General features: G+C 60.7%; 13 protein-coding genes. All 13 read left to right on the top strand.

Annotation, left to right across the window (positions count from 1 at the left end):
• The first annotated feature begins 165 nt into the window (after positions 1 to 165).
• Positions 166 to 1,482 (top strand): nucleotide sugar dehydrogenase, encoded by a 1,317-nt coding sequence (locus H8F21_RS22645; protein ID WP_203585383.1) that lies wholly within the window; start codon positions 166 to 168, stop codon positions 1,480 to 1,482.
• A 62-nt stretch (positions 1,483 to 1,544) separates the two neighbouring features.
• The gene (gene alg8 / locus H8F21_RS22640; RefSeq protein WP_408004482.1) at positions 1,545 to 3,035 is read left to right on the top strand and encodes a mannuronan synthase; all 1,491 of its coding nucleotides are present in this window, start codon (positions 1,545 to 1,547) and stop codon (positions 3,033 to 3,035) included.
• A gap of 37 nt (positions 3,036 to 3,072) precedes the next feature.
• Positions 3,073 to 4,239 carry an alginate biosynthesis protein Alg44 gene (locus H8F21_RS22635; protein WP_203479475.1) on the top strand — a complete coding sequence of 389 codons (1,167 nt, stop codon included), beginning with the start codon at positions 3,073 to 3,075 and terminating at the stop codon, positions 4,237 to 4,239.
• A 12-nt stretch (positions 4,240 to 4,251) separates the two neighbouring features.
• A complete protein-coding gene (gene algK / locus H8F21_RS22630) occupies positions 4,252 to 5,664 on the top strand; it encodes an alginate biosynthesis TPR repeat lipoprotein AlgK (RefSeq protein ID WP_203585382.1) in 1,413 nt (470 codons plus the stop codon).
• Positions 5,661 to 7,142: an alginate export family protein gene (locus H8F21_RS22625; RefSeq protein WP_136474637.1), complete on the top strand. Its 1,482-nt coding sequence runs from the start codon at positions 5,661 to 5,663 to the stop codon at positions 7,140 to 7,142. Before algK ends, H8F21_RS22625 begins: the two co-directional genes overlap by 4 nt.
• 18 nt (positions 7,143 to 7,160) lie before the next feature.
• Complete coding sequence (gene algG / locus H8F21_RS22620; protein WP_203585381.1) at positions 7,161 to 8,726, top strand: mannuronan 5-epimerase AlgG; 1,566 nt, start codon at positions 7,161 to 7,163, stop codon at positions 8,724 to 8,726.
• 12 nt (positions 8,727 to 8,738) lie between these two features.
• Positions 8,739 to 10,145: an alginate O-acetyltransferase gene (locus H8F21_RS22615; protein ID WP_203585380.1), complete on the top strand. Its 1,407-nt coding sequence runs from the start codon at positions 8,739 to 8,741 to the stop codon at positions 10,143 to 10,145.
• The gene (locus H8F21_RS22610) at positions 10,142 to 11,254 is read left to right on the top strand and encodes a mannuronate-specific alginate lyase (RefSeq protein ID WP_268963092.1); all 1,113 of its coding nucleotides are present in this window, start codon (positions 10,142 to 10,144) and stop codon (positions 11,252 to 11,254) included. The genes H8F21_RS22615 and H8F21_RS22610 overlap by 4 nt, the downstream gene beginning before the upstream one ends.
• A gap of 172 nt (positions 11,255 to 11,426) precedes the next feature.
• Positions 11,427 to 12,884 carry an MBOAT family O-acyltransferase gene (locus tag H8F21_RS22605; protein WP_203585379.1) on the top strand — a complete coding sequence of 486 codons (1,458 nt, stop codon included), beginning with the start codon at positions 11,427 to 11,429 and terminating at the stop codon, positions 12,882 to 12,884.
• An 11-nt stretch (positions 12,885 to 12,895) separates the two neighbouring features.
• Positions 12,896 to 14,053 carry an alginate O-acetyltransferase gene (locus H8F21_RS22600; RefSeq protein WP_203585378.1) on the top strand — a complete coding sequence of 386 codons (1,158 nt, stop codon included), beginning with the start codon at positions 12,896 to 12,898 and terminating at the stop codon, positions 14,051 to 14,053.
• Between the two features lie 12 nt (positions 14,054 to 14,065).
• Positions 14,066 to 14,713 carry an alginate O-acetyltransferase AlgF gene (locus H8F21_RS22595; RefSeq protein WP_203479469.1) on the top strand — a complete coding sequence of 216 codons (648 nt, stop codon included), beginning with the start codon at positions 14,066 to 14,068 and terminating at the stop codon, positions 14,711 to 14,713.
• Between the two features lie 33 nt (positions 14,714 to 14,746).
• A complete protein-coding gene (locus tag H8F21_RS22590; protein WP_203479468.1) occupies positions 14,747 to 16,198 on the top strand; it encodes a mannose-1-phosphate guanylyltransferase/mannose-6-phosphate isomerase in 1,452 nt (483 codons plus the stop codon).
• A gap of 114 nt (positions 16,199 to 16,312) precedes the next feature.
• On the top strand, positions 16,313 to 16,777 hold the full coding sequence (locus H8F21_RS22585; protein WP_203479467.1) for a multidrug transporter: 465 nt from the start codon (positions 16,313 to 16,315) through the stop codon (positions 16,775 to 16,777).
• Positions 16,778 to 16,808 lie beyond the last annotated feature (31 nt).

The raw sequence follows: 16,808 nt of genomic DNA, 5'->3' as shown, positions 1-16,808 counted from the left end.
CTAACTTCGAGTACAGGAACATTTTGTACTCCCTATTTATGTGCCTGCGATCGGTGAAGTGACATCTTTTTGCCACAACTCCGTTCGCCCGGAAAACTGTTGGTTAATCAACCCGGTCTGGCTCTGAAAGTTGAGCCGGCAAGATAAACACATGAGGTGATAGCGATGCGTATCAGCATCTTTGGTTTAGGTTATGTAGGTGCAGTCTGTGCTGGCTGCCTGTCCGCACGGGGTCATGAAGTGATTGGCGTGGATGTTTCCAAGACCAAGATCGACCTGATCAACCAGGGCAAATCGCCAATTGTCGAACCCGGGCTGGAAACACTCTTGCAACAAGGCATCGACAAGGGCCGCCTGCGCGGCACCACCGATTTTGCCGCGGCCATCCGCGACAGCGAACTGTCGATGATCTGCGTCGGTACGCCAAGCAAGAAAAACGGCGATCTGGGCCTGGAATACATCGAGTCAGTGTGCCGCGAAATCGGCTATGTGCTACGCGAAAAAGCCACCCGCCACACCATCGTGGTGCGCAGTACCGTACTGCCGGGCACGGTTAAAAACGTGGTAATCCCGATTCTCGAATATTGCTCCGGCAAAAAAGCCGGGGTCGATTTCGGTGTCGCGGTAAACCCTGAGTTCCTGCGTGAAAGTACCGCGATCAAAGACTACGACCAGCCGCCCATGACTGTAATCGGTGAACTGGACAAGGCCAGCGGCGACGTTCTGCAGTCGCTGTACGAAGAACTCGATGCGCCGATCATCCGCAAGGACATCGAAGTGGCCGAGATGATCAAGTACACCTGCAATGTCTGGCACGCCGCGAAGGTGACCTTCGCCAACGAGATTGGCAACATCGCCAAGGCCGTGGGTGTCGATGGTCGCGAAGTGATGGACGTGGTCTGCCAGGACAAGTCGCTGAACCTGTCGCAGTACTACATGCGCCCAGGTTTTGCCTTCGGTGGTTCGTGCCTGCCCAAGGACGTACGCGCCCTCACCTACCGGGCCAGCAGCCTGGACATCAAGGCGCCGCTGCTCAACTCGCTGATGACCAGCAACGACTCACAGGTGCAGAACGCCTTCGACATCATCGAAAGCCACGACAAGCGCAAAGTCGCCCTGCTCGGCCTGAGCTTCAAGGCCGGCACCGATGACCTGCGCGAAAGCCCGCTGGTGGAACTGGCCGAGCGCCTGATCGGCAAGGGCTACGAGTTGAACATCTACGACAGCAACGTCGAGTACGCCCGCGTTCACGGGGCGAACAAGGAGTACATCGAATCGAAGATTCCGCATGTTTCCTCGCTGCTCAATGCCGACTTCGACCAGGTCATCCAGCACGCCGACGTTATCGTGCTGGGCAACCGCGACGAGAAGTTCCGCGCCCTCGCCCAGCAAGCGCCTGAAGGCAAACAGGTCATCGATCTGGTTGGCTTCATGAGCAAGGCCACCTCCCCGGCCACTCGCACCGAAGGTATCTGCTGGTAAACCCGGCAGGCTGCGCAGGGCCTGCGGGCCCTGCACATCACCCTACTCATCTCTGGATACGGATGCAGAACATGCAAAGGCTCAAGCACGGCCTGCTACAGGTCGCCGGTTGGCTGTTCTACGTGAGCTTGCTCATGTTGATCGCCCTGGCCTTGCCCAAGTCCATTTTCGACCCCGACTCGAAGGACTTCATTTTCCTCGTCGGCGCCGTCGGTATCTGGCGTTACTCCATGGGTGCCATTCACTTCGTGCGCGGCATGCTGTTTCTCTATGTGGTCTACCCATTGCTGCGCCGCAAGGTACGCAAGCTGGGCAGCGCCGCCGATCCATCCCATGTCTACCTGATGGTAACCAGCTTTCGCATCGATGCCCTGACCACGGCCCAGGTCTACAGCTCGGTGATCCGCGAGGCCATCGCCTGCGGCTACCCGACCACTGTGGTCTGCTCGCTGGTGGAAATGTCCGACGAACTGCTGGTGAAAAGCCTCTGGGAAAAATTCAATCCGCCCGATCGCGTCACCCTCGATTTCGTGCGCATCGCCGGTACTGGCAAGCGCGACGGCCTGGCCTACGGCTTTCGCGCCATCTCTCGCCACCTGCCGGACGACAACGCGGTGGTTGCGGTGATCGATGGCGACACCGTGCTCGAAGAGGGTGTGGTACGCAAGACCGTGCCCTGGTTCAAGCTGTTCGGCAATGTTGGTGGCCTGACCACCAACGAATTCTGCGAGGTGCGTGGCGGTTACATCATGAGCGAATGGCACAAGCTGCGCTTCGCCCAACGCCATATCAACATGTGCTCGATGGCCCTGTCCAAACGCGTGCTGACCATGACCGGGCGTATGTCGGTGTTCCGCGCCGCCGTGGTCACCAACCCCGAGTTCATCGCCGACGTCGAGAACGACTCCTTGCAGCACTGGCGACTGGGCCGCTTCAAGTTTCTGACCGGTGACGACAAGTCCAGCTGGTTCAGCCTCATGCGCCTGGGCTACGACACGTTCTACGTGCCGGATGCAGCGATCAACACGGTCGAGCACCCACCGGAAAAAAGCTTCATCAAGGCCAGCCGCAAACTCATGTACCGCTGGTACGGCAACAATTTGCGCCAGAACTCGCGGGCCCTGGGCCTGGGCATTCGCCGCCTGGGGCTGTTCACCAGCGTGGTGCTGTTCGACCAGCGTGTATCGATGTGGACCAGCCTGCTCGGCCTGACCGTGGCGGTCATTGCCAGCCTCAAGTTTGGTCCGGCGTTCCTGCTGGTGTACCTGCTGTGGATCGGTATTACGCGCTTGATCCTGACCCTGATGCTGCTGTGCTCTGGCCATTCCATCGGCCCGGCCTACCCGCTGATTCTTTATTACAACCAGATCGTCGGCGCGATCATGAAGATCTACGTGTTCTTCCGCCTCGACAAGCAGTCCTGGACCCGCCAGCCCACTGCACTCAAACGCGACCTCGCCAGCTTTCAACAATGGTTCAACACCTGGTCCTCCCGGACCATGACCTTCTCGGCGGCCAGCATCTTCGTTGCTGTGCTGTTCATGGTCGTGTGAGCCGGAACCCGATTGGATTAAACAGGAACAAATTGCCATGAATACCGCCGTGAACGTCAATGTCGTGCATGAGTCCGAAGCCCAGCGCCAACACGCCCGGGTGCGCATCCCCGCCAAGTTGCGATACCTGGGGAGCAACCGCGAAACCCTGGAGGTGAAGGTCGATGACCTGTCCGCAGGGGGCCTGAGCTTCCATGCCAAACACCCGCTGAAAGTGGGTGAGGTACTGCGCGGCCGCTTGCAGTTCACCGTCGATAAACTCGGCCTGGCGATGGACATCGAGTTCCAGGTGCGCTCCTTTGATTCCTCCAGCGGCCGCACCGGTGTGCAGTTCCAGAACCTGGAACCGCGCGATATCGCCACCTTGCGCCACATCATCACCTCGCACCTGTCGGGCGAGCTGATCACCATGGGCGACGTGCTCAGCACCCTGCAGCGCGACAACTTCACCAAGGCGCGCAAACACAAAGACACCAGCGGCGGCATGAGCGCCTTTGGTCGCCTGCGGGCCGTCACGTTCAGCCTCGGTGTGTTCGTGGTCGGGGTCGCCGCCTTCGGCTTTATCGCCAAGTCTGTGTATGGCCTGTATTTCGTCAGCCACGCCCAGGCCGGCGTGGTCAGCGTGCCGACCACCAACGTCACCATGCCTCGCGACGGCACCGTGCAAAGCCTGATCGAAAGTGGTGGCAATGCAGTCAAAGGCGCCCCGCTCGCCTCGTTCAGCACCAGCATGCTGGACATGCTCAAAGGCCACCTGGACGACCAGCAATTGGAGCCGAGCAAAGTCGAAGAGCTGTTCGGCAAGCAAATGAGCGGCACCCTTACCAGCCCTTGCGACTGTGTGGTCGCCCGCCAACTGGTGGATGACGGCCAGTACGCGAGCAAAGGCCAGGTGATTTTCCAACTGATCCCGCGCACGGCCAATCCAACCATCGAGGCGCGCTTCAGCTATCGCCAGTTCGACGACGTCAAGCCAGGCACCCGAGTCAACTTCCAGATTGCAGGCGACGATCAATGGCGCAGCGGCGAGATCGTCAGCAGCTCCAGCCTGAACAGCGAAGACTTGTCTTCGGACATTCGTGTGCAAATCAAGCCAGAAGGCGCACTGCCTAGCGAACTGGCCGGGCGTCCGGTTGCGGTCGACAGCGACAGCGGTCCATCGCTGGACTGGTTGATCGACAAAGCCGTGGCCCGTGGGCTCTAAGAGGATCCGCCCATGACTCTGACTCACTCCTACCCTTGTGCTGCGTTGGGCCTGGCACTGGCCATCAGCCTGGCCGGTTGTGCAGGGTTGCCCGACCAGCGCCTGGCCAACGAAGCACTCAAGCGCGGCGACACGGCCCTGGCGGAGCAGAACTACCGGCAACTGGCCGACCTCGGTTACAGCGAAGCCCAGGTTGGCCTGGCCGATATTCAGGTAGAAACCCGCGACCCGGCCAAGCTCAAGGAAGCCGAAGCAACCTACCGCGCTGCCGCCGACATTTCGCCCCGCGCCCAGGCGCGCCTGGGGCGGCTGCTGGCCGCCAAGCCAGACGCCTCTGCAGCCGAGCGCCAGGAAGCCGAAACCCTGCTAAAGAAGGCCTTCGCCAACGGTGAGGGCAATACCCTGATTCCGCTGGCGATGCTCTACCTGCAATATCCACAGAGCTTCCCGAGCACTAACGCCCAGCAACAGATCGATCAATGGCGCGCCGCCGGCTACCCGGAAGCGGGCCTCGCGCAGATCCTGCTGTACCGCACCCAGAACACCTACGACCAGCATTTGGATGAAGTTGAGCGGATCTGCAAAGCCGCGCTGACGGCAACCGATATCTGCTATGTCGAATTGGCCACCGTCTACCAGAAACGCGGTCAGGCCGATCAACAGGCTGCGCTGATTGAAAATGTAAAAAGCGCCTACCAGCGCGGCACGATTCCCGCCACGCGGGTCGACAGCGTGGCCCGTGTGCTGGCCGATCGCAGCCTGGGACAGACCGACGAGAAAACCGCCCAGGCGCTGCTCGAACACGTGGCACCGGTAAACCCTGCTTCCTGGGTCAGCCTGGCGCAGTTGCTCTACGACTTTCCCGAACTTGGCGACACTGACAAGTTGATGGAGTACATCGACAAGGGCCGTGCCGCCGAGCAGCCACGGGCAGAGCTTTTGCTTGGTCGCCTGTACTACGAAGGCAAGACCGTGCCGGCCGATGCACACAAAGCCGAAAGCCATTTGCTCAGTGCCGCCAATGCCGGTGAAATCAGCGCCCATTACTACCTGGGCCAACTATATCGCCGCGGCTACCTGGGCAATGTCGACCCACAGAAAGCGGTCGACCACCTGCTCACCGCCGCCCGCGGTGGCCAGCTCAGCGCCGACTACGCCCTGGCCCAGCTGTTCAGTGAAGGCCACGGCATCCGCAAGGACCTGGTCAACGCCTGGGTGTTCAGCCAGTTGGCGCAAGCCAATCCCAGCGAGCAGTCGCAAGCGTTGAGCGCCGAACTCGACCCGCAACTCTCCCCAACGCAAAAAGCCCAGGCCGAGCGCCTGTTGCAGCAAGAGCGCCAGTCCCGTGGCGCCATCGGCCCAGGCGCTGGCGCCTTGGCCCTGCACGCTGTGCAAGCACCTGAACAAGGCGAGGATTCCCTATGACACTCAATCCGTGGATGAAAGCCGGCCTGGGCCTTGGCTTCGCCGTGCTCTGGTCATGCCCGACCCTGGCCGCAATGACTGCCGAAAAGAACTTTGGCCTGGACGTGAAAATCACCGGCCAGTCCGAAGACGACCGTGACCTGGGCACCCGCTCCGGTGGTGACGTCAACGGTCTGGGCCTGGACCTGCGCCCTTGGGTCTACGGCGAACGTGGCAACTGGAGTGCCTTTGCCATGGGCCAGGCGGTAGCGGCCACCGACATTATCGAGACCGATACCCTGCGCCAGTCAGGCGATGAAGCCGAAACCGATACCGGCCGCGCCGATGGTCGCGAGGCAGACAAAAGCTACCTGGCAATGCGCGAGTTTTGGGTCGGCTACAGCGGCCTGACCGCCTACCCCGGCGAGCAACTGCGCTTCGGCCGCCAGCGCCTGCGCAACGACGACGGCATGTGGCGTGACACCAACATCGAAGCGCTGAACTGGACCTTCGACACCACCTTGTTGCGGGCCAACCTCGGCGTGGCCGAACGCTTCAGTGAGTACCGCACCGACCTCACCGAACTGGCCCCTGAAGACAAGGATCGCTTGCACGTCTACGGCGACATTGCCACGCAATGGACACCGGGACACTGGGTTGGCCTGCGTGCTCACCACACCCACGACGACGGCAACCTGAAGAGCCCGGGCGAAACGGTCGATGCGCTGGACAAGACGCGCACCGGCGACCTCACCTGGCTGGGCCTTGAAGCCAACAGCGACGCCTACAACTGGCGCAATCAGAATCGCGTCAACTACTGGGGCAGCGTGACCTGGTTGAGCGGTGATCGCGACAGCCTCAACACCACCACCGTCAACGGCGAGCAAGTGGCCAGCGGCAAGCAGAGTGGCGACGTCAACGCCTGGGCTACCGACCTCGGTATCCGCCTGCGCCTTGATCCCAACTGGCAAGTCGGTGCTGCCTATGCCCGCGGCAGCGGCGGCGGTGGCAGCGACGGTTCAAGCAATTACGAGCAAACCGGCCTGGAAAGCAACCGCTCCAACTTCACCGGCACCCGCTCGCGGGTACACCGCTTCGGCGAAGCGTTTCGCGGTGAACTGGGCAACCTCCAGGCGGCCACCTTGTTCACCTCTTGGCAGTTGCGCGACGACTACGACGCCAGCTTGATCTACCACAAGTTCTGGCGTGTGGACGGCAACCAGAACATCGGCAGCAGCGGTATCAACGCGGTTGTCGAAGACAACGGCATCAACCGTCCGCTGGTCCAGGGTGAGAAAGACCTTGGTCAAGAAATGGACGTAGTGGTCACCAAGTACTTCAAGCAGGGCTTGTTGCCAGCCGCCCTGAGCCAGTCCATCGACGAACCTTCGGCGCTGGTGCGCTTGCGTGCTGGTGTATTCAAGCCGGGCGACGCCTATGGCAAGGAAGCGGACTCCTACATGCACCGCGCCTTCGTCGACGTTATCTGGCGCTTCTGATGCCTGGAGTGCACTGATATGAGCCTTCAATCGAACACCTTCCAGTGCGTGCTGGCCGGCACCTTGCTGCTGGCCAGCAGCATCGCCCTGGCCAACAGCCAGGCACCGACCACGGTGGCCAAGGAACTGCAGCAGGCCAAAACCTACACCGTGAGCAGCGCGCCGATCGAGCCGTTGCAGATTCCCGCGCCGACCCTGCCCGACCTCTCCGGCTACACCGCCGAAGCCGTGCAGAAAAAGATCCAGCGCACCCACAAGGGCAAGGTCACGGTGCGGCGCATGCTGCAGGAAGACGCGCTCAAGGAGTTCATCGGTGGCGACAACAAGATGGCCGAATGGGTAGCGCGTCAACACGGCATCCCCCAGGTAATCTTTGTCGATGACGGTCATGTCGACTTCACCGAGCTGAGCAAGCACGTACCCAAGCAGTACCTGAGTGAAACCGCACCCGGCGTTTACCTGGCGCGCCTGCCCATCGTGGTCGGCGCCAAAGGTGTGCTGGAGATCGATGCCAAGGTCAAGGAACTTCGCCTGTCCCAGGAAGGCGGATCATTCCTGGTCAACGACGGCAAACTGTTCGTCACCGACAGCAAGGTCACCGGCTGGCGCGAGAAGGACAATGGCCCGGCCACGTTCCGCTCCGCCAACGAATTCCGCCCGTTCCTGTTGTCGTGGGGCGGCACCGAAACCTACATCGTCAACACCCAGATGGCCAGCTTCGGCTACGCCAAAAGTAAGTCCTACGGGGTGAGCATTTCCCAGTACACGCCGAACATGGCCAAGCAGATGGGCCGCGCCGAACCCACCGGCTGGATCATCGGCTCGGAATTCAGTGACATGTGGTACGGCTTCTACTGCTACGAAACCAGCGACTTTGTGGTCAAGGACAGCACCTACCGCGACAACATCGTCTATGGCATCGACCCCCACGACCGCTCGCACCGACTGATCATCGCTGGCAACACCGTGCATGGCACCAAGAAGAAGCACGGCATCATCGTTTCCCGTGAGGTCAACGACAGCTGGATCATCAACAACAAGAGCTATGACAACAAGCTTTCGGGCGTGGTGATCGACCGTAACAGCGTCAACAACCTGATCGCCTACAACGAGATCTACCGCAACCATACCGACGGCATCACCCTGTACGAGAGTGGCGACAATCTGATCTGGGGTAACAAGCTGATCAACAACCGCCGCCACGGTATTCGCGTACGCAACAGCGTGAACATCCGCCTGTATGAAAACGTGGCCATGGCCAACGGCCTGGTTGGCGTCTACGGGCACATCAAAGACCTCTCCGACACGGACCGCGACATTGACCTGGACCCCTTCGACACCAAGGTCTCGCTGATCGTCGTCGGTGGCGAACTGGCGGCCAACGGCAGCGGCCCACTGTCTATCGACTCGCCGTTGAGCGTGGAACTGTACCGGGTTTCGATGCTGGCCCCGAGCAAGGCCAGCGGTATCAGTTTTTCCGGTGTGCTGGGTGAACGCCAGGACGAGATCCTCGACCTGATGGTGCGTCAGCAGAAAGCCGTATTGATCGACCCGGTCGAACGCCAGACCGAAATGGCGGATTGAGGAAGCCACGACATGACCCCACATTTGATCAAACTGCTTGGACTCAGTGCTGCGCTCATGGCGATCAGCAATGGCGCCCATGCAGACACCGTAACGGCCCCCACCTTCAGCGCCGAGCCGTGCTGTCAGCTGTGCCCTGAAGCACACGATGCGAGCCGCTACACCACCCGCTACCAGCAGAACTTCACCACCCTGGTACAGGCTCAGGGCGACTGGTTGTTCCGTACTCGCGAAGATCTGCGCACCGAGTTCCAGACCACCCCTGCCGGCTACAAACGCCTGCAGCAAGTGCACGATGCGTTCAAGGCACGCGGTATTGAGCTGGTCGTGGTTTACCAGCCGACCCGCGGCCTGGTGAACCGCAACATGCTCAAGCCAGCGGAAAAAGCCGCGTTCAACTACGAGAAAGCCCTGGGCAATTACCAGGCGATGCTCGCCCGCTTCAGCAAGATGGGCTACAACGTGCCCGACTTGTCGCCGCTGACCAACGAGCAACTGGCCGCGGCCGACCAGGGCAAGGACTTCTACTTCCGTGGCGACCAGCACTGGACGCCGTATGGCGCCGAGCGCGCCGCCAGGATCGTGGCCCAGACCGTGCACAAGATGCCGGCCTTTGCCGATGTGCCAAAGCGCGAATTCGAGAGCCACAAGTCCGGGCGCATGGGCAAGACCGGAACCCTGCACAACGTGGCTGGGCAACTGTGCGGCACCAGCTACGCCGTGCAGTACATGGACCAGTTCAGCACCGAGCCCAAGGGGGAAAGTGGCGGCGACGACCTGTTCGGCGACTCCGGCAACCCGCAGATCACCTTGGTGGGTACCAGCCACAGTGGCAAGAACTACAACTTTTCCGGTTTCCTAGAACAATACATCGGCGCCGACGTACTCAACGTCGCCTTCCCTGGCGGTGGCCTGGAAGGCTCGATGATTCAGTACCTGGGCAGCGACGACTTCAAGAACAACCCACCGAAGATTCTTGTCTGGGAGTTCTCGCCACTGTATCGCCTGGACCAGGAAACCATCTGGCGGCAGATGCTCGCCCTGCTCGACAACGGTTGCGAAGGTAAGCCGGCGCTGATGCACGCCAATGCCACGCTCAAACCGGGCAACAACGAACTGATGGTCAACGGCAAGGGTGGCGTGATCAAGGATCTGGACAACGGCCGCCACCAGTTGGACATCAAGTTTGCAGACACCTCGGTCAAGGTCTTGCAGGCCAAGCTCTGGTACCTCAATGGCCGCCACGAAAACGTGAAAATCGAAAAGCCGGAGACGTCCGATACCGATGGCCGTTTTGCCTTCCAATTGCGCGAGGATGAAGACTGGGCCAGCCAGACCTTGCTTGCAGTGGAGGTCCAGGGCCCGGAAAACGGGACGCAGAAGGTTGAAGCCACACTCTGCAAACGGAGCCGCTCATGAACACACACGCCACACTCAGCCACTCCCACAAGGGCCGGCTCAAGATGCTTGCATTAGCACTGATGCTGGTCGGCCCAGCGGTGCAGGCCGCCGGCCTGGTACCGCCCCAGGGTTACTACGCGGGTATCGAAAAACTCAAGACCGGGCCCAGCGACTACAGGTGCGAAGCCATCCCCAAGCCTTACACCGAAAAGCTGCAGTTTCGCAGCAAGTACGAAGGCTCGGACAAGGCCCGGGCGACCTTGAACAAAGCTTCGGAAAAAGCCTTCCGCGACTCCACCGCGAGCATCACCACGCTTGAGCGCGGGGTCAGCAAGCAGGTGATGCAATACATGCGCGACGGCCGCCCGCAGCAACTCGATTGCACGCTGGACTGGCTGAGCACCTGGGCACGTGCCGACGCGCTGATGTCTACCGACTACAACCACACCGGCAAGTCCATGCGCAAATGGGCGCTGGGCAGCTTGAGTTCGTCCTGGTTGCAACTGAAGTTCTCCAACTCCCAGCCCCTGGCCGCCCACCAGCAGCAAGCCGAGCTGATCGAAAAGTGGTTCGCGCGCCTGGCCGATCAAGTGGTCAAGGACTGGAGCGACTTGCCGCTTGAGAAGATCAACAACCACTCCTACTGGGCCGCCTGGTCGGTCATGGCCACTGCCGTGGCAACCGATCGCCGCGACTTGTTCGACTGGTCGGTAAAAGAGTATCGGGTAGCGGCCAATCAGGTCGATGCCCAGGGCTTCTTGCCCAATGAACTGCACCGCAAACAACGCGCCCTGGCCTATCACAACTATGCCCTGCCGCCACTGGCGATGATCGCAAGTTTCGCCCAAGCCAACGGTGTCGATGTCCGCCCGGAAAACAACGGTGCCCTCAAGCGCCTGGGTGAGCGGGTGCTGTCCGGCGTGAAAGACCCGAGCCCGTTCAAGAGCAAGAGCGGTGAGAAACAGGACATGGGTGACCTGAAAATCGACAGCAAATACGCCTGGCTCGAACCCTGGTGCAGCCTTTACAGCTGCAACGCCGACGCGCTGAAGAAAAAACACGACATGCAACCGTTCAAGAGTTTCCGCCTCGGCGGTGACCTGACCCGGATCTACGAAAAGAAATAACGCATTACCTGTAGGCGCGGGCTTATCCCGTTAAGCACATAAGAGTCTTGCAGCGCATCGCGAGGCAAGCCCGCTCCCACAGGGTTGGTTGACTTGGTTTCCCCGGTGATTTTTCACGGGGGGTTTGGGGGGCTGCTGCCCCGATTGTGGATAACGACAAGGAGAGATCGGGATGGTGTTCTCGTCCAACGTGTTTCTGTTCCTGTTCCTGCCGATCTTTCTCGGCTTGTATTACTTGAGCGGGCAACGCTATCGCAACGCACTGCTGCTGCTGGCCAGCTACCTGTTCTACGCCTGGTGGAGGGTGGACTTCCTCGCGCTGTTTGCCGCGGTTACCTTGTGGAACTACTGGATCGGCCTGAAAGTAGGTGCTGCCGGTGTGCGCACCAAACCGGCCCAACGCTGGCTGCTGCTCGGGGTCATCGTTGACCTGTGCATCCTGGGCTACTTCAAGTACGCCAACTTTGGCGTCGACAGCATCAACGAGATCATGACCTCGTTCGGGCTTGAGCCGTTCATCCTCACGCATGTCCTGCTGCCGATCGGTATCTCCTTCTACATTTTCGAGTCGATCAGCTACATCATCGACGTGTACCGCGGCGACACCCCGGCAACGCGCAACCTGATCGACTTTGCCGCCTTCGTGGCAATTTTCCCGCACCTGATCGCAGGTCCAGTGTTGCGCTTTCGCGACTTGGCCGACCAGTTCAACCACCGCACCCACACCCTCGACAAGTTCTCCGAAGGCTGTACGCGCTTCATGCAGGGCTTTATCAAGAAGGTCTTCATTGCCGACACCCTGGCGGTGGTCGCCGACCATTGCTTTGCCCTGCAGAACCCGACCACAGGCGATGCCTGGCTCGGAGCCCTGGCCTACACCGCACAGCTGTACTTCGACTTTTCCGGCTACAGCGACATGGCCATCGGCTTGGGCCTGATGATGGGGTTCCGTTTCATGGAGAACTTCAAGCAGCCTTACATCAGCCAGTCGATCACCGAGTTCTGGCGGCGCTGGCACATCAGCCTGTCGACTTGGCTGCGCGACTATCTGTACATCACCCTGGGCGGTAATCGCGGCGGCACCTTCGCCACCTATCGCAACCTGTTCCTGACCATGCTGTTGGGTGGCCTGTGGCACGGCGCTAACTTCACCTACATCATCTGGGGTGCCTGGCACGGCATGTGGCTGGCTATCGAGCGAGCCCTGGGCCTGGACACCAACCCGCCGCGATTCAACCCAATCAAATGGGCATTCACCTTCCTCCTGGTGGTGGTCGGCTGGGTGATCTTCCGTGCTGAAAACCTCAACGTGGCCGGGCGTATGTACGGCGCCATGTTCAGCTTCGGTGACTGGCAGTTGTCTGAACTCAACCGCGCCAACCTCACCAGCCTGCAAGTGGCAACCCTGCTGCTGGCCTACGCCACCCTGGCGTTCTTTGGCCTGCGCGACTTCTACCGCAACGCTAAGCCAACGCCCAAGGCCAGCCCGGTGGCAGTCCATGCCGACGGCAGCCTGAGCCTGGATTGGGGGCTGTACGCCACCCGCGCCCTGGTGCTGCTGCTGTTCGTCGCCTCGATCCTCAAACTCTCGGCACAAAGCTACTCGCCGTTTCTCTACTTCCAGTTCTGAGTGAGCCGACCATGACCCGATCATTACGCAAACTCTACTCCGTGTTGTTTCTCGTCCTGCTTTTGGGCCTTGGGGTGTGGTCACTGGGCGGCCTGAGCAGCTTCCAGCGCACGGCACAAATGAGCGTGCTCGACGGCAAGCTGGCCAAGGCCGCCGAAACCCATTACGACGCGCAGTTCCCGCTCAAGCGCATCGGCACCAACCTCTGGGCAGCGCTGGACTTCAAACTGTTCAACGAAGGCCGCCCCGGTGTGGTGCTGGGTCGAGACAACTGGCTGTTCAGCGACGAAGAGTTCAAGCCGGTCGCCAACAGCGACCAGTTCGAACAGGAAAACCTGGCGCTGATTCGCGGCGTGCGCGACACCCTGCAACAGCATGGCGTGCAGTTGGTGCTTGCCATCGTGCCGGCCAAGGCGCGCCTGTACAGCGAGTACATCGGCGAACAGACTCCGGCCAGTCTGCACAACGACCTGTACAACGAGTTCCACGCCCAGGCCCGTCAGGCGGGCGTGTTCGCCCCCGATCTACTGGCTGCACTGCAAAGCGCGAAAAGCCGGGGCCAGGTGTTTTTGCGCACCGACACCCACTGGACGCCGATGGGTGCCGAAGTTGTCGCCCAGCACCTGGCAGAAGCTGTCAGCCGTCAGAACCTGCTCAATGGCGAGCCGCAGCATTACGTTACCGAGCAGCGCCAGAGCGCGCCGTACAAAGGTGACCTGACCAACTTCCTGCCGCTCGACCCACTGTTCAGCAACCTGCTGCCACCACCGGACACCCTGCAAGCGCGCAGCACCCGCCCGGCCGAAGGCGCAAGCGCGAGCAACGATGCGCTGTTCGCCGACAACGAAATCCCCGTGGCGCTGGTCGGCACCAGCTACAGCGCCAACCCCAACTGGAACTTCCTCGGCGCCCTGCAACAAGCGCTGCGCAGTGACGTGGTCAATTACGCCGAAGACGGCCATGGCCCGCTGCTGCCAATGCTCAAGTACCTGCAGGGCGGTGCCTTCAAGGACAGCGCCCCACAGGTGCTGATCTGGGAGTTCCCGGAACGCTATCTGCCAATGAAGAACGACCTCAGCGACTTCGATCCACAGTGGATCGCCCAGCTGAAGAAAACCCGTAATGCCAATCAAGACCTGGCCCTGTCGTCCAATCGGACGGAACACTGAGAGGTAACGCACATGACCACCAAGCACCGTATTGCCAAAGCCTTTGCCCTGACCGCCGGTATGAGCCTGCTTTCACTGCAGGCCTGGGCCGGCGCCGATGCCGCCCTCTATGGCCCGAGCGCGCCGAAAGGTTCGACCTTCGTGCGCATCTACAACGCCGACAACCAAGCGGTCAGCGCCAGCGTCGGCAACACCCAGATCAACGATGTGGGCGCGCAGGCCAGTAGCGACTTCAGCTTCATGCCGCAAGGCGACTACAGCGCCAAGCTCGGTAGCCAGAGCCTGCCGGTCAAGCTCGCCTCCGATCATTACTACACCCTGGTCAACAACGCCTCGGGCAAGCCGCAACTGGTCGAGGAACCGCCGTTCAAGAACAAACAGAAATCCCTGGTACGGGTACAGAACCTCACTGACCAGGCCCTGACCCTGAAAACCGCCGACGGCAAGACCGAAGTGGTCAAGCCGGTGGCCGCCAAGGCCCGTGGCGAGCGCGAGATCAACCCGGTCAAGGTCAGCCTGGCCCTGTATGAAGGCGACAAAAAAGTCAGCGATCTGAAGCCGGTGGCCTTGGAGCGCGGCGAAGCAGCGGTGCTTTACGTCACCGGATCCGGCAGCAATCTGTCGCCTGTCTGGGTCAAGCGCCCGGTATCGACCCGTTAATCAACTGCCTATTTCAATCTTCGGAGAACACTCATGATTCCAGTCATTCTGTCCGGTGGTAGCGGTTCGCGTCTGTGGCCACTGTCGCGCAAGCAATTCCCTAAGCAGTTCCTGGCCCTGACCGGCGAACACACCTTGTTCCAACAAACCATCGAACGCCTGGTGTTCGAAGGCATGGACGCCCCGATGGTGGTCTGCAACAAAGACCACACTTTTATCGTCCAGGAGCAACTGAGCAGCCTGAAACTGCAAACCCAGGCCATCCTGCTTGAGCCCTTCGGGCGTAACACTGCGCCAGCGGTTGCCCTGGCAGCCATGAAACTGATCAACGAAGGCCGTGACGAGCTGATGCTTGTGCTGCCTGCCGACCATGTGATCGACGACCAGAAAGCCCTGCAACGTGCCCTGGCCCTGGCTACCGTCGCCGCAGAGCGTGGCGAAATGGTGCTGTTCGGCGTGCCGGCAACCAAGCCGGAAACCGGTTACGGCTACATCCGTTCCAGCCAGGACGCACTGCTGCCGGAAGGCGTCAGCCGGGTTGCCCAGTTCGTCGAGAAACCTGACGAAAAACGTGCCAAGGAGTTCGTCCAGGCCGGTGGCTACTTCTGGAACAGCGGCATGTTCCTGTTCCGCGCCAGCCGCTTCCTTGAAGAGCTGAAAAAGCACGACCCGGACATCTACGACACCTGCTTGTTGACGCTGGAGCGCAGCCAGGAAAATGACGACACCTTGAACATCGATGACGCCACGTTCGCCTGCTGCCCGGACAACTCCATCGACTATGCCGTGATGGAAAAGACCCAGCGCGCCTGCGTGGTACCGCTCAGTGCCGGCTGGAGCGATGTCGGATGCTGGTCGTCGCTGTGGGATGTGCACGAGAAAGACACCAATGGCAACGTCACCAAAGGTGATGTGGTGGTCCAGGACAGCCACAACTGCATGATCCATGGCAACGGCAAACTGGTTTCGGTGATCGGCCTTGAGAACATCGTGGTGGTCGAGACCAAGGACGCCATGATGATTGCCCACAAGGACAAGGTTCAGGGCGTAAAACAGCTGGTCAACACCCTCAACGAGCAGGGCCGCAGCGAAACCCAGAACCACTGCGAAGTGTATCGCCCGTGGGGCTCCTACGACTCGGTGGACATGGGCGGACGCTTCCAGGTCAAACACATCACGGTCAAGCCCGGGGCCTGCCTGTCGCTGCAAATGCATCACCACCGTGCCGAACACTGGATCGTGGTGTCCGGTACGGCCGAGGTGACCTGTGATGAAAACGTGTTCCTGCTGACCGAAAACCAGTCGACCTACATCCCGATCGCCTCGGTCCATCGCCTGCGCAACCCGGGCAAGATCCCGCTGGAAATCATCGAAGTCCAATCGGGCAGCTACCTGGGCGAAGACGACATCGAGCGCTTCGAAGACATCTACGGTCGCTCGACACCCATCGAGCGGGGCATCTCGATCAAGACCATCGCCCAGTAAAATCATGCCCGGCTCCCACAATTCTCTGTAGGAGCCGGGCATGCCGGCGATGCTTTTGAGGGCGAGCATTTTTGCGGTTAGGATAAAGGCACATCCGCATTCAAGGCTGTGTCCATGCTTATCGGCGCCCTGCTCGTCCTCACCTGGCTGGTTCTGCTGCTGCGCTATCCCGCCAAAGCCCTGCCCATTTCCGTGGCGGCCATTTTCGGCCTCGGCCTGGTGGCGCTGTGGGTGGTCTGGCAGGACAACCGTGAAACCCGCCAACTGGCCCGGCTCGAGCTGCGCCTGAGCTATGCGCCACAAACCTGCCCCGCCGACCGCCCCCTGCGCGTCGAAATGAAAAACGCTAACGAAGTGCCCCTGCAAACCTTGCGCTGGCGCGTCGCGGCCTACGCCCCCGGCGATAGTGTCAACCTCAGCGAAAACACGTACAGCGCACCGCGTTACCGTGGCCCAGGCGCGTTGCAGCCCGGTGCCCAATGGAGTGACTGCCTGCCGCTGCCTGCGTTGCGCGCCGGTTACCGCCCGCAGTCCCTGGAGTTCAGGGCCGAACAACTGCGCGGCAGCTTTTCCAACTAGCGTTCCCGTCTGCCGGCGAGCTGGGTATGAT

Origin of the sequence: Pseudomonas arcuscaelestis (assembly GCF_016881005.1) — a bacterium.
GTDB classification, from domain to species: Bacteria; Pseudomonadota; Gammaproteobacteria; order Pseudomonadales; family Pseudomonadaceae; genus Aquipseudomonas; species Aquipseudomonas arcuscaelestis.
Note: the sequence above shows the minus strand (reverse complement) of the source record. Positions and strands in the feature narration are given on the sequence as shown.

Bases quoted from the DNA above. Each gene is read 5' to 3' on its own strand.
- H8F21_RS22645 (WP_203585383.1), top strand. From the start codon at position 166: ATGCGTATCAGCATCTTTGGTTTAGGTTATGTAGGTGCAGTCTGTGCT.
- alg8 (WP_408004482.1), top strand. From the start codon at position 1,545: ATGCAGAACATGCAAAGGCTCAAGCACGGCCTGCTACAGGTCGCCGGT.
- H8F21_RS22635 (WP_203479475.1), top strand. From the start codon at position 3,073: ATGAATACCGCCGTGAACGTCAATGTCGTGCATGAGTCCGAAGCCCAG.
- algK (WP_203585382.1), top strand. From the start codon at position 4,252: ATGACTCTGACTCACTCCTACCCTTGTGCTGCGTTGGGCCTGGCACTG.
- H8F21_RS22625 (WP_136474637.1), top strand. From the start codon at position 5,661: ATGACACTCAATCCGTGGATGAAAGCCGGCCTGGGCCTTGGCTTCGCC.
- algG (WP_203585381.1), top strand. From the start codon at position 7,161: ATGAGCCTTCAATCGAACACCTTCCAGTGCGTGCTGGCCGGCACCTTG.
- H8F21_RS22615 (WP_203585380.1), top strand. From the start codon at position 8,739: ATGACCCCACATTTGATCAAACTGCTTGGACTCAGTGCTGCGCTCATG.
- H8F21_RS22610 (WP_268963092.1), top strand. From the start codon at position 10,142: ATGAACACACACGCCACACTCAGCCACTCCCACAAGGGCCGGCTCAAG.
- H8F21_RS22605 (WP_203585379.1), top strand. From the start codon at position 11,427: ATGGTGTTCTCGTCCAACGTGTTTCTGTTCCTGTTCCTGCCGATCTTT.
- H8F21_RS22600 (WP_203585378.1), top strand. From the start codon at position 12,896: ATGACCCGATCATTACGCAAACTCTACTCCGTGTTGTTTCTCGTCCTG.
- H8F21_RS22595 (WP_203479469.1), top strand. From the start codon at position 14,066: ATGACCACCAAGCACCGTATTGCCAAAGCCTTTGCCCTGACCGCCGGT.
- H8F21_RS22590 (WP_203479468.1), top strand. From the start codon at position 14,747: ATGATTCCAGTCATTCTGTCCGGTGGTAGCGGTTCGCGTCTGTGGCCA.
- H8F21_RS22585 (WP_203479467.1), top strand. From the start codon at position 16,313: ATGCTTATCGGCGCCCTGCTCGTCCTCACCTGGCTGGTTCTGCTGCTG.